This is a genomic window from Natribacillus halophilus (genome assembly GCF_900100185.1).
GTDB lineage: Bacteria > Bacillota > Bacilli > Bacillales > Marinococcaceae > Natribacillus > Natribacillus halophilus.
Genome location: NZ_FNEN01000004.1, coordinates 22,356 through 35,534 on the forward strand (window position 1 = coordinate 22,356; position 13,179 = coordinate 35,534).

Annotated in this window: 12 protein-coding genes and 1 pseudogene; 9 read left to right on the forward strand and 4 right to left on the reverse strand. The window is 47.2% G+C overall.

All coding sequences use genetic code 11. The features are described from left to right. Positions 1-88: 88 nt before the first annotated feature. The 3 genes and pseudogenes from BLS58_RS06235 to BLS58_RS06250 all read left to right on the forward strand — a co-directional run bounded on the left by BLS58_RS06235 (position 89) and on the right by BLS58_RS06250 (position 4,903). A complete protein-coding gene (locus tag BLS58_RS06235) occupies positions 89-1,720 on the forward strand; it encodes a BCCT family transporter (RefSeq protein ID WP_090397118.1) in 1,632 nt (543 codons plus the stop codon). 444 nt (positions 1,721-2,164) lie between these two features. Beyond that, positions 2,165-3,172, forward strand: coding sequence for a CaiB/BaiF CoA transferase family protein (locus BLS58_RS06245; protein WP_245723078.1), 1,008 nt, complete (start codon positions 2,165-2,167; stop codon positions 3,170-3,172). A 130-nt stretch (positions 3,173-3,302) separates the two neighbouring features. Beyond that, positions 3,303-4,903: pseudogene (locus BLS58_RS06250) on the forward strand (long-chain fatty acid--CoA ligase). A gap of 88 nt (positions 4,904-4,991) precedes the next feature. Here BLS58_RS06250 and BLS58_RS06255 read toward each other — a convergent pair. After that, positions 4,992-5,291 carry a hypothetical protein gene (locus BLS58_RS06255; RefSeq protein ID WP_218126176.1) on the reverse strand — a complete coding sequence of 100 codons (300 nt, stop codon included), beginning with the start codon at positions 5,289-5,291 and terminating at the stop codon, positions 4,992-4,994. Between the two features lie 144 nt (positions 5,292-5,435). Between BLS58_RS06255 and BLS58_RS06260 the strand changes: the two genes are divergently transcribed. Both BLS58_RS06260 and BLS58_RS06265 read left to right on the forward strand, forming a co-directional pair. After that, positions 5,436-6,005: a spore coat protein gene (locus BLS58_RS06260; protein ID WP_090397124.1), complete on the forward strand. Its 570-nt coding sequence runs from the start codon at positions 5,436-5,438 to the stop codon at positions 6,003-6,005. Positions 6,006-6,044: 39 nt separating this feature from the next. After that, a complete protein-coding gene (locus BLS58_RS06265; protein ID WP_090397474.1) occupies positions 6,045-8,099 on the forward strand; it encodes a catalase in 2,055 nt (684 codons plus the stop codon). 104 nt (positions 8,100-8,203) lie between these two features. Here the strand turns inward: BLS58_RS06265 and BLS58_RS06270 are convergent, their stop codons facing one another. Further along, positions 8,204-8,800, reverse strand: a complete 597-nt coding sequence (locus BLS58_RS06270) for a DUF1640 domain-containing protein (protein ID WP_090397126.1) — start codon at positions 8,798-8,800, stop codon at positions 8,204-8,206. Between the two features lie 215 nt (positions 8,801-9,015). On the opposite strand from BLS58_RS06270, the gene BLS58_RS06275 reads away from it, so the two are divergent. Continuing rightward, the gene (locus BLS58_RS06275) at positions 9,016-9,786 is read left to right on the forward strand and encodes a gluconate 2-dehydrogenase subunit 3 family protein (protein ID WP_090397128.1); all 771 of its coding nucleotides are present in this window, start codon (positions 9,016-9,018) and stop codon (positions 9,784-9,786) included. Positions 9,787-9,889: 103 nt separating this feature from the next. Here the strand turns inward: BLS58_RS06275 and BLS58_RS06280 are convergent, their stop codons facing one another. Then, the gene (locus tag BLS58_RS06280; protein ID WP_090397129.1) at positions 9,890-10,093 is read right to left on the reverse strand and encodes a hypothetical protein; all 204 of its coding nucleotides are present in this window, start codon (positions 10,091-10,093) and stop codon (positions 9,890-9,892) included. A gap of 33 nt (positions 10,094-10,126) precedes the next feature. After that, positions 10,127-10,375 carry a hypothetical protein gene (locus BLS58_RS06285; RefSeq protein WP_090397131.1) on the reverse strand — a complete coding sequence of 83 codons (249 nt, stop codon included), beginning with the start codon at positions 10,373-10,375 and terminating at the stop codon, positions 10,127-10,129. Positions 10,376-10,723: 348 nt separating this feature from the next. Between BLS58_RS06285 and BLS58_RS06290 the strand changes: the two genes are divergently transcribed. The 3 genes from BLS58_RS06290 to BLS58_RS17820 all read left to right on the forward strand — a co-directional run bounded on the left by BLS58_RS06290 (position 10,724) and on the right by BLS58_RS17820 (position 13,119). Further along, positions 10,724-12,475, forward strand: a complete 1,752-nt coding sequence (locus tag BLS58_RS06290) for a GMC family oxidoreductase (RefSeq protein ID WP_090397133.1) — start codon at positions 10,724-10,726, stop codon at positions 12,473-12,475. Positions 12,476-12,552: 77 nt separating this feature from the next. Continuing rightward, positions 12,553-12,753 (forward strand): C4-dicarboxylate ABC transporter, encoded by a 201-nt coding sequence (locus tag BLS58_RS06295; RefSeq protein ID WP_090397135.1) that lies wholly within the window; start codon positions 12,553-12,555, stop codon positions 12,751-12,753. Between the two features lie 135 nt (positions 12,754-12,888). Next, a complete protein-coding gene (locus BLS58_RS17820) occupies positions 12,889-13,119 on the forward strand; it encodes a hypothetical protein (protein ID WP_090397137.1) in 231 nt (76 codons plus the stop codon). Positions 13,120-13,179 lie beyond the last annotated feature (60 nt).

A 13,179-nucleotide genomic window follows, 5' to 3' on the forward strand; every position in this document is an offset into this window, starting at 1 on the left:
ATTGAATCGTCATAATTTCTTTGCTAAATTTTACTATGATGTTATACTGACGACAGCTTTCGTCATACTATAGTCAGGAGGTTCTAGGATGAAAAATAAAAAAGTAACCACCGTCTTTTGGGTGGCGGTGGCCATTTCCGCCGTCTTTATTGCTTGGGGTGCCTTTCTTCCCGAGAATGTTGAGGCGGTACTTGGATTTATTGATGGTTTTCTAGCTTCAAACTTTGGCTGGTTTTATTTATTGGTCATGACGGGTTTTGTGATCTTTGCCATCTTTATGATAATTAGTCCATTTGGACGGATTAAACTCGGAAAGCCGGATGACAAGCCGGAATACAGTGTTTTTACATGGCTCTCCTTTCTCTTTACCGCTGGTATGGGCGTGGGTCTGGTGTTCTTCGGTGTTGCCGAACCGTTAACCCATTATTACGCTCCGCCATCCACGGATCCAGGAACGACGGCCGCGTCGGAAGAATCGATGCAATATACGCTATTCCATTGGGGTGTGCATCCGTGGTCTACATATGCCGTCGTTGCGCTGACGCTTGCTTATTTTAAATTTAGGCATCGGTCTCCGGCCCTGATCAGTTCTGCGTTATCGCCTCTATTCGGTGACCGAATGAGAGGAGGATGGGGACATGGCGTTGATGTATTGGCCGTGTTTGCCACTGTTTTTGGGATTACCACCTCGCTCGGTTTGGGAGCGTTGCAGATTACTGCCGGGTTAAGTTTCAGTTTTGAAGGGATTGAAAATAACTTTTTCACGCAAATGCTTGTGATCGTGATCATTACCCTTCTGTTTATTCTTTCGGCAGCCACTGGTATCAATCGGGGTATCCGCTATTTAAGTTGGACGAACATGGTTATTGCATTCTCGCTGATGGTCTTTGTATTCATCCTCGGTTCAACGGTGCAGATGCTTGAGTCGTTTATGACGACCATGGGGAATTATATACAGAACCTGCCCAGCATGACCTTTAACATGAATGCATTCACCGGGGAACGGGATTTTCTCAATGACTGGACGCTCTTCTATTGGGCATGGTGGATCGGCTGGTCGCCGTTCGTCGGCACGTTTATAGCTCGTGTCTCCAAAGGCAGAACGATCCGGGAATTTGTCCTCGGAGTTACGGCAGTCCCTCTCGTGTTCACCGCGATTTGGTTCGCCATTATGGGTGTCGCTGGCATCGAGATGGATAATGCGAGCGCCGGCGCTTTATATGAACTGATTTCAGAGGCAGGCGAGGAAGTGGCCTTGTTCGGCTTCCTGGAAAATTTACCGCTGGCTCCCATTGTGATGGGGCTCGCCGTTATCCTTATTTCCTCGTTCTTTATAACATCGGCTGATTCAGGGACATTTGTGCTTGCTATGCTGACGACCGGAGGACGACTAAACCCCTCCATGAATATTAAACTCATTTGGGGCGCGATTCTTGCCGGGACTGCCATGGTCCTTTTATGGTCCGGGGGTCTGGAAGCCTTAGAGATGGCAATGCTTATTGCCGCATTCCCATTCGCGTTTGTCGTGATCCTGATGGGCATATCACTCGTCAAAGCGCTGAGCAGCGAGTACGACATTTTACGCCTGGAGAACAAACAAAAAGAGTTTGAACCTGATTATCAGGAAGAATCCAAACGTGAGCTCGAAGAAAAACGCGAGGAATTCGAGCAATCGCTCCCTGAAGAAGAGGTCGAGATCGAAGGGGAGGAAAAACAATAAGCTTTTGAAAGCAGCCCAGATTTTGGGCTGTTTTTTTTGCAGGTAGGGTCTCGTCAAAGTCCAAATATAATCATGGGGTCGTGAAAATATCTATTCTACCCCATATAGCAACTCCAGCGCCCCCCAAATCAGGACGTAGGCAATATTGAGGTGCGCGGGCCACTCCAGCGCCCCCCAAATCAGGACGTAGGCAATATTGAGGTGCGCGGGCCACTCCAGCGCCCCCCAAATCGGGACGTAGGCAATATTGAGGTGCGCGGGCCACTCCAACGCACTTCCAAATCGGGACGTAGGCTTCTTTCAGATACGGTAGCTGTTCCAATAATTTGGCGTACTTCTATGTTATCTTATTTTTTTACTCGAACATTCTCTTGTCCGGTCACAAACAAACTGCTACGATTAAATTATGGTTGTAAACGCTAACATTAAAAGGGAGGTAATCGAATGGCAACGACGCTGAGTGGCATTCGCGTCCTGGATCTTACACGCCTTCTGCCCGGGCCTTACGCGACGATGCTACTCGCTGACTTTGGCGCGGAAGTGATCAAGATCGAGGAAACAGAGACGGGTGACTATGCGCGCGCGATGGGGCCGATAGTCGATGACAACAGCGCCTTGTTTCATTCCTTGAACCGCAATAAAAAGAGCGCCACGCTCAATTTGAAAGCAGCGGAAGGAAAAGAAACGTTTTTAAAACTCGTCGAGACGGCCGATGTCGTTATCGAGTCCTTTCGACCGGGTGTTATGGACAGGTTAGGGCTCGACTATGAAACATTGAAATTCGTCAACCCCGGCCTCGTTTATTGCGCGGTGACCGGCTACGGCCAAACCGGCCCCTACGCGCACTACTCCGGCCATGACATTAATTATCTCAGTTACGCGGGTATTCTTCATTTAATGGGCGAAACGAATGAAAAGCCGACGATCCCATCCGTGCAAATCGCGGACATTGGCGGCGGTGCCCTACCTGCCGTCGTGGGCATTTTGCTCGCGCTTTTGGAAAAAAAGCAGACCGGTCGCGGGCAATTTGTCGATATTTCCATGCTGGATGGCGTGATTTCCTGGCTGCAAACCATCCTCCCGGCTTATTTTGTGAAAAATCAAACAAATCAAAAAGAAGACCAGCCACTCGCCGGTCGAAACGCCTGTTATGAAGTTTACGAAACGAAGGATGGACGCTGGTTGTCGGTCGGAGCCCTGGAACCGAAGTTTTGGAAAACTTTTTGCAAAGGGATCGGAAAGGATTCATTGATCCCTCTGCAGTATGCTTCTATAGCGGAACAACACCGCTTAAAAGCGGAGATACAAGCCGTTATTTCCGAAAAAAATTTATCGGAATGGCTGGATGTGTTTCAGGACAAAGAGGCTTGTGTGGCGCCGCTGCTCACGATGGAAGAAGTCACCCGCGACCCGCAAGTCCTTGCAAGATGGTCCAAACCTATAACGATGTAGAACAGATCGGTTTCCCCATTAAATTATCGGAGAGCCCGGCCTCTATCCACTCAGGAGCGCCTCGGCTCGGAGAACATACGGAAGAACTGTTGGCAGAATTAAATGATAACCATAAAGGGAGTGATGGGCAATGATGAATACACCATTAACCGTAGCCCCGATGCTGGAGCGTGCGGAGACGTATTTTCCGAAAAAAGAAGTGGTCTCCAGAACGCTGGATACGGTGCATCGCCTGACATACAGGGATATTGGCAAACGGACGCGCGCGTTGGCAAGCGCCCTGGAAAGCATCGGCGTGCAAAGAGGCGCACGGATCGGATCGCTCGCGTGGAATCATCATCGTCACCTGGAAGCTTATTTCGGTGTGCCCGGCATGGGCGGGGTGTTGCACATGATCAATATCCGTCTACCGGAAGAGCATCTCGTGCACGTCATTAATCATGCCGAAGATCGTGTGCTCCTGATCGACGAAGACTGCTGCCTTTGATAGAAAACGTCAAGGAACAACTTACGTCCGTGCATACGTATGTGGTGATGACCGACAAGGAAACATCGCCGGAAACATCGCTGGCACCGGTATATTCTTATGAACGATTAATCAGTGAAGGCGACACTGCGTATGAATTTTTACAGGATATCGATGAAAATGAACCGGCGGCGATGTGCTATACGTCGGCGACGACAGGGATGCCGAAAGGCGTAACCTATTCCCATCGCGGTATCGCGTTGCACACAATGTCACTGGGACTCGCTGACTCGGCGGCGGCCTCCGAGAGCGATGTCAGTATGCCTGTTGTCCCCATGTTTCATGCTAACGCGTGGGGCATGCCTTTCTCGGCCACGTGGTTTGGATCCAAGCAGGTGTTGCCTGGACCAAATTTCACCCCCAGGTTGTTAGCAGAACTCATTCAAAATGAAAAAGTAACGGTGACTGCAGGCGTTCCCACGATATGGCTCGGTTTATTGCAAGTGCTGGAGCAGGGAAATTATGATACGAGCAGTTTGCGGGCTGTTCTCTGTGGGGGCTCCGCGGCACCGAAAGGAATGATCGAGAAATTTGAAAAGGATTACAACGTTCCTTTCATTCATGCCTACGGAATGACGGAGACGACACCTCTTGTAACCCTATCCCGCCTGAAAAGTTACCAGCAGGATCTGCCTGACGACGACCGTTTGGATATGCGCTCGACACAGGGGATGGCGGTCCCGGCCATTGATATTAAAGCCATTAATGCAAACGGTGACATCGAATGGAACGGCGAGGAGATGGGTGAACTGCTTATCCGCGGGCCATGGATCGCGGATGAATATCATAACGATGAACGGAGCGCGGAGGCGTTTCAGGATGGATGGCTCCACACCGGCGACGTCGTGACCATTGATGAAGAAGGTGCCATCAGCATCGTCGATCGCACGAAAGATCTGATCAAAAGCGGGGGCGAGTGGATTTCGTCCGTAGAACTGGAAAATGCGATTATGGCTCACGAATACGTACAGGAAGCGGCCGTCGTCGCGATGGCTGATCCGAAATGGCAAGAACGCCCCGTGGCCTGTGTCGTTGTCAAAGATGATTATAAAGCATCGACATTGAAAGGTGATATTATTGATTACCTTCGCCCGCAATTCGCCAAATGGTGGCTTCCCGACGACGTCGTGTTTATGGATGAAATCCCAAAAACGTCGGTAGGGAAGTTTTTGAAGCGAGCGTTAAGGGATAAAGTGAACCAATAGACCAAAAAGAGTCGTGAATACACGGCTCTTTTTTAGCAGGTAAGAAAGTAAAAACCACTTTCTTATCCTGCATAAATGCAACTAAGGCTTATCGCCTTAAAGGCTTGGCGATAAGCCAAGTTTTCTTTATAATAGCCACAACCATGCTGATGCGGTTAATATGACAAGCAGTAAGCACATAGGCCGCTATAAATGAGATTAAAAGGCCTTGAATCGTGGCGTTCATGACACTTGAAAAGTCCAGTGAAAACGTTGAATGAAAAAGCGTGATCAATACGGCAACAGCATAGGCAAACAAACCTGCCCGCAAAGACGACTGCCTAAAAAGAAAGAGGAGAACGAAAATCCCTATAATCGGTAATAGTGCGACGAAAAACGCTATCATCATTTCCTCACCCATACGTTGACTTATCTTCCGTATACTAACACGTTAAAGTTAATTATTTCTAAATAGAAGCCTCAGCAGGGCGCGAATAATTCAAATACCCGCGGATATGCTATGTCTGTAAAAAACATTTAGGAGGAATAAACTATGCAATTAGCCGGACATGAATTCCACGAATTAAGCGAACTAACCATGGGGTGTTTCAACACCGTTTCCTGTATGTCTACATGGATGAAGCAAGCCCAGGACCAGGAGTTGCAACAGCTTCTCGCCAAGCACTTTTCCACGCATATCGATGACTATAACCTGAAAGTGGAGTTTTTACAAGACGCAGGTGCGCCTGACATCGCCAAATCTGAAGCCGACACGTACACGCCTAATTTGGCCAGCTATACGGAATCACCGGTCACGCCCCTTCCCCCGGTGGAAATGCGTTTGACAGAAACGCAACCGAACGACCGGGAAATCGCAACCGCCTATTTACTCGATATGAAAGCCTCAGCCAAAAATAATGCCCAGGGCGCTTTGGAATGCGCGAATCCGGATTTGCGAACAGCCCTGGAGAATGCCTATCTGAGCACCAGCCATCATGCGTACGAAATATGGCAGTATATGGTGAACAAAGGGTATTACCCACTAGCTCCGGCCCCGGCGATGGAAATACAAAGTGTAGGCAAAATTTATCCCGTTTTGAAACAACAAGGCGTTCAATCATAAACAGGTTTAAGGAGTGGCAATGTGAAGGATAAAAAAAACATTAATGAAGAAGAACCCAACTTTAATGAAAACAGCAAAAATGAACAATTGGAAGCGTTTCGAAGTTCAGACAATGAAGACAAACCGATGACGACCAATCAAGGGCTCAAAATGAGCGAGGATGAATTTTCTTTAAAAGCGGGGGAGCGCGGCCCGACGATTATGGATGATTTTCATTTCCGGGAGAAAATGACGCATTTTGATAATGAGCGTATTCCGGAGCGGGTCGTGCACGCGCGCGGGTTTGCTGCGCATGGTGAATTTGAAGTATACGAATCGATGAAGCCGTATACGAAAGCGAAGTTTTTGCAGGATCCAAACGTGAAAACGCCGGTTTTCGTAAGGTTTTCCACCGTTGTCGGTTTTCGCGGATCAAAAGATACCGCACGCGACGTCCGCGGGTTTGCCACGAAATTTTACACCGAAGAAGGCAACTACGATTTGGTTGCGAATAATTTTCCGGTTTTTTTTATGCAGGACGCGATAAAATTCCCGGACCTCGTACACGCCATTAAACCGGAACCCGATAACGAAATTCCGCAGGCGACCGCCGCTCACGATACGTTTTGGGATTGGGTCTCGCAAAACCAGGAAACCGCTCATATGATCATGTGGCTCATGAGTGATCGTGCGATACCGCGAAGCTTTCGAATGATGGAAGGGTTCGGTGTAAACACCTTTCGGTTCGTCAATGAAGAAGGAAAAGCCCATTTTGTAAAATTCCACTGGAAACCTGTATTGGGTGTTCATTCCCTTGCCTGGGAGGAAGCAGAAATCGTCGGCGGGGCGGATCCTGATTTTAACCGCCGCGACCTATGGGACAACCTTAACCTGGGTAATAACGCGGAGTTTGAGCTCGGCGTGCAAATCATTGAAGAAAAAGATGAGTTCAAGTTTGATTTTGACATTCTGGATGCGACCAAGCTTTGGCCGGAAGAAGATGTGCCGGTGCGAATCATCGGCAAAATGACGTTAAACCGCAACGTGGACAATTTTTTCGCGGAAACGGAGCAGGTGGCTTTCCACCCGGCCAATATCGTCCCGGGCATTGATTTTTCCAATGATCCGTTGCTGCAAGGCCGCCTGTTTTCGTATCTTGATACACAAATCCTTCGTTTCGGGAGCCCGAATCATCACGAAGTTCCGATTAACCGTCCGGTTTGTCCGTTCTTTAACAATCAACGCGACGGCTTTATGCGGCAGACGGTCAATAAAGGAAACGTGGCTCATCACCGGAATGCGCTCGCCAATAGTTCACCTTATACCGTCAGTGAAGAAGAAGGGGGCTTTGCCCATTATCAGGAAAAAGTCGACGGGCACAAAATCCGCGCGCGCAGTGACAGCTTCAAGGATCATTTCTCGCAGGCGAAATTGTTCTGGAATAGCATGAGTGCTCCGGAGAAACAGCATATTATTGACGCATTCCGGTTCGAGGTCGGCAAAGTGAAAAGTAAAGACGTTCGTCAGAGGATCGTCGATATGTTCTCCAACGTGGATGTGGACATGACGGCGGCCTTTGCCAAAACGATTGGAAGCACGCCGCCAAGTTCTGGAGGTTCCAATGTAAAAAAACATTCACCGGCGCTTAGCCAGGCGAACACGACGAAAAGTGCAATGACGCGAAAAGTGGCGATTATCGTTGCTGAAGGCTACGACGGGCAAAAGGTGGAAGCCATGATTGACGCCTTGTCGGCAGCAGGCGCAGAACCAAGGATTATCAGTGACGTACTCGGCCCTATTACAGGGAACAATGACAGTCAAGTCGAGGCTAAGCACACGTTTCAAACCGATGCGTCCGTCGCCTTTGATGCCGTCTACGTCGACGGCGGGCAAACGGCCGATGCCTGGTTTGACAGAGGCGCGTCCAAGTTTATGAAGCAGGCCTTTGAACATTTCAAGCCCATCGCGGCCAGCAATGAAGGGTTAAATTGGCTGAAAAACTTAAACTTGCCCGACAGCCTCGGCGTCGTGGAAGCAAATAATGACACCGATTTCGTACAACCATTCATCGACGCCATTGCCGCCCACCGTTTTTGGGAGCGAAAGATGGTGTGAATACCGATTTAAAGGACTCCCGCTTAATAGAAGTGGGGGTTCCTGCTTTAGGAAAAATTTACTGATCTAACGCGTAGCGATGATAGCTTTTTTAATTGCGATGTTTATTGTTGATTGTGCGTGAGGCGGTTGACTTCTTTTTCTGTGTCAGCTGCTTTGCGGAGTAGTAAATGATAGTCGGCATCGAGCAAATGGATTTGGCGATGCAAGTGGCCGACATTTTCATTTGTTTCCCGAAATCGATCGGTTATTTCCGTGCGAATGCCTTTCTGTCCGCCTTTTAAAACAGACAGCTCCGCATCGACCTGATCAAAGCGTTGATTCATCTCGGAGCGCAAGCTTTGCATGTCGCTTTGCATCTCGGAGCGCAGGCTTTGCATGTCGCTTTGCATCTCGGAGCGCAGGCTTTGCATGTCGCTTTGCATCTCGGAGCGCAGGCTTTTCATGTCACTGTGCATCTCGGAGCGCAGACCTTGCATGTCGCTTTGCATCTCGGAGCGCAAGCTTTGCATGTCACTGTGCATCTCGGACCGCAAGTCCTGCATGTCGCTTTTCATTTCAGTCCGCAAGTTCTTCATGTCGGTCTGCATCTCGGTTCTCAAGTCCTGTATGTCCGTCTTCATCTCTGTTTTGAAATCGGTGAATTCCTGTTTGAACCCCTTCATTTCACTTAATAACTGTTGTAACAATGTCTCACTCATTTCGTCACCCTCCTTCACGGGAATATTTGTTTGTTTATTAATATTCTACTCTATCCTTTTTTTAATTGCAAGTTTTCTTTATTATAACAAACGTCCAATTGGAAGTGTTGGTCAAGCAGAAACTCATAGAAAAAATCCTGGAGCAGGTGCATGATTTTTACATTCGCAAGCCATACTAATTCATATACTTATATCTCATATAAAGGAGTGAGGAGATGGCTGACAACAACACGGACAACACCAATGCCGATTCAGGGATCAGTCGCCGAACGTTTATCAAAAATACCGGTTTGGTGACCGGTGGCATCGTCGGGGGCGGGTTGCTGGGTGGCATTATCGGCAACCAGTGGCAAACCGGTACACAGACGGAAACCGGCGGTGCGACGGATGAAGAAGACGATACGAATGATTTTGACGAAGCAAGAATGTTCTTTAGCCGTGATATGGATTTCAATGTTCTGAGCGCGGCTACGGAAAGGATATTCCCCGAGGATGATAATGGTCCCGGAGCAATAGCTTTAGGAGCGCCTTATTTTATAGATAAACAGTTGGCGGGTCAATGGGGCGTCAATGCCAAAGAGTATATGCGCGGGCCTTTTCAGGAAGGGGAACCTGAACAAGGATATCAGTCAGCGATGACGAGAGGCGAAATTTTTACACAAGGTGTCAGGCGTATCAATGATGTCAGCGACGAGCAATTTGACGAGAATTTTGATGATCTGGAAGAAGAACAACAAAACGAAATACTCAGTGCCTTTGATAATGATGAAGTGGACATGGATGGGGTTTCCTCGACTTTGTTTTTTTCATTGTTAAGGCAAGCGACGATTGAAGGTGTTTACTCCGACCCGCTTTACGGCGGAAACAGAAATATGGACGGTTGGCGCATGAAAGAGTATCCCGGCGCCCAGCCTGCGTATATTGACGTGATCGAGAGCGAAGAATTTGTGGAGATGGAGCCGCTAAGTCTCAGGGATCATCATTAAGGAAGAGCTGGAAGGAAGCCTGTGGATGTTTATATTCACAGGCTTTACCCTATGATGCAGGAGCGAGGACAACACCGGTGGTCGAAGCATGCCGGGGACGTTTCTAATTATTATATATTTCCTCTACATTATCTTGATCGTCCCCGATGTCCTCGGTTTCTGCTTCCGGATTAATACGATCTTCGAACCTTGCATCCTGAATGTCTTCGTCCAAATCATCTTCTTCAGGCGCCCCGCCATTACAAGCGCTTAATACGTTGAACGCAAATATGAACGTTAGGGTGCCGTACAGTATTTTTTTATTCAATTTAGTTCCCTCCATCTCGTTATTCCTGACGCTTTAATTACTATATATTTCTTCCTCATTATTTTGATCATCCCCTTCATCTTCAGGATCTTCTTCCGGATCATCTTCCTCTTCGATTCCCTCATCTTCAACGTCTTCGTCCAAGTCATCGCCACCCATGTCCTCTTCCTCGCCGGTGCCGTTATCCATATCGTCTTCTTCAGGCGCCCCGCCATTACAAGCGCTTAATATGTTGAACGCAAATAAGAGCGATAGGGTCCCGTACAGTATTTTTTTATTCATTTTAGTTCCCCTTCCTGTAGCTCATTGTGAACTAAGTTTGTCCATAAGCATTCATTCACATACGAAATAAAAGCCACAAAAAAAATCGCCCGTTAATGAAAACGGACGAATGAATTTTGTATCTATTTGATGAACTTCAGTCTTATATATCCTTTAAACCGTTGCTTCCTGTCTTACCGTTTACAATACTTAATTTTAACACGATGATTCTTCCTGAATATCTTAATATAATTTATCTTTACCAAGTATATTATCAATTAGGAAAAGGAATTGCGAAATTTATGCATGGTGTGAGCTTGTTGTGAAACACTACCAAATACATATTGGTCTAACCACAGGAGGGATAACATGCCAACACAATTGGATCCGGTAGAGGTGCTCGTCGTCGGAAGCGGCTGGGCTGGTGGGATTGTTAGTGCAGAACTGGCTAAAGCCGGTCATGAAGTCGTCTGTCTGGAGCGGGGCGAAGAAAAAGCGATCGAAGATTACATGCACGTGAAAGATGAATTGCGTTTTTCCACCCGCTACCAGATGATGCAGGATTTATCGAAGGAAACGATCACATCCAGACATAAAAGGGATATTACGGCTTTACCTGTGAGAACACAGGATGACATGATGGTCGGCAATGACGAAGGAGGGGGGAGTGTTCACTGGTCCGGCGCTACGTTTCGGTTTTTGCCTTATGATTTTGAAATCTACAGTCAGACTGTGGAACAATATGGAGAAGATAAAATTCCGGAAGGTATGACTCTACAGGATTGGGGGATTACTTACGATGAATTAGAACCCTATTATGATCGCTATGAAAAAACCGCGGGGATATCGGCAGAAGAAAATCCTATCGGGCCATACCGCTCAGATTCATATCCAAATCCACCCATGGTGGACACCCCTAACATTGCCCTTTTTAAAGAAGCAGCGGCTAATTTAGGGTATCATCCTTATCAACACCCTTCTGCTAACATCACCGAGAACTACGAAAATCCGGATGGACAAACGATTGCCCAATGCCAGTACTGTGCTTTTTGCAACGCCTATGGATGTGATTACGGTGCGAAAGCTGATCCGATCGTGACCGTCCTTGCTACGGCTAAGGAAACAGGAAATTTTGAAATGAGAGCGAAAGCCCACGCTCGTCGGATCACGTATGATGGCGAACAAGCAACAGGGGTTGTTTATGTAGATACGGCTACAGGGACCGAGTATGAACAACCGGCGGGTGTTGTTGTTTTAGCTGGTTTCACGTTTACAAATACACGATTATTGCTGCTTTCAGACATTGGTATCCCCTATAATCCAGAGACAGGTGAAGGAGTGATCGGAAAGAACTTCACGGGCCATTTTCTTTCTATGATGGGGGCTAGAGGCTTTTTTGATGAAAGGAAATTTAATCTATACATGGGAGCTGGTGCGCTCGGAGCTACGTTTGATGATTATAGTGGAGATAATATTGATCATACTGACGTAGATTTCCTTCATGGGGGTGAAGTCGAAATCAGACAATACGGTGAACGACCCATTGAAAGTAATCATGTTCCAGAGGGGACACCAAATTGGGGAAGAGATTTCAAAGAAAAATCTATCTTTTATGCCAATCGTAACCTGCATGTACGATTTCAACCAGGAACTTTACCATGGGTATTTAATTACACAGATCTCGATCCAACATATACAGATATGTACGGAGACGCACTTCTTCGTGTGACGAATGAATACACCGATCAAGACAAAAATCTTATTCGCCATGGCATTGATGTTTGTAGAGAGGTATTGGAAGAGATGGGCGCAGACATTATAGATGAAGATGAAATCCCCGAAGAATTCGACAATCATTATTCAGGCGGCCATTACGCGGGTGGGGCGATCATGGGTGATGACCCTGAAACCTCGGCTGTCAACAATTATTTACAGATGTGGGACGCTGAAAATCTGTTCGTCGTGGGCGCGTCTGCCTTTCCTCATTTCGGAAATTATAACCCGACGGGTACCGTTGGAGCCCTGGCGTATCGCGCTGCTGAGGGCATTGAACAATATCTGGAAAACGATGGCGGGATGCTGGTGAAAGGAAAAGCAGCGAATCCTGAACAAAAGGCTTAATGATCGGCAGTGGAATAAAAACAATGTGTAACTCCCATAATAATGACGCATGTTCTTTACGTTAAGGAGGTTATTTCATGAATGAAACTTCGGGTCAGTGGCTCGGCTGGATAGGGATTATAGCCGCGGTCATAGGGTTTTTTTGGGCGCCGATTTTTTTGGGCATCGTCGCTATTGTCCTCGGTTTGATTACGCTGGCTACACCCCAGAAAGGGTTGGCCTGGATTGCCATCGCACTCGGAGCGATAACGTTAATTATCATTCCGCTTATTTTTTGAATGACATAATGTTAATGAGCCCTTGAGCGTTCAGGGGCTTTTCTTAATCATTGACATGATGCTTATGTATCCATTGAAATTCAGTTAACAATTTTGACACAAATGAATACGCACGTTTAAGTGGTTGAGTAACCGTTGATTTCACAAGTAAGCGCTATCCTTCTTGAGCATGCCCGGGAACAAGGGTTATTTGAGTTACAATTACAACGGGCGATTCGCAACGAAGACGTAGATTTTCTGAATGAGGCGAGCGGTAAATATTTCAAATATGATGAATTATTCAACCGTGCGCATAAGTACGGGGAGGACCTGGAAAGAGCGGTTTTACAAGGATATCGGATGAAAACGGAGAGTTCAGAAAATTGATTATGTAAAACGATATATTGCGAACGTTGGAAAGTGCCCTGGCGACTAATTGGATAGTGG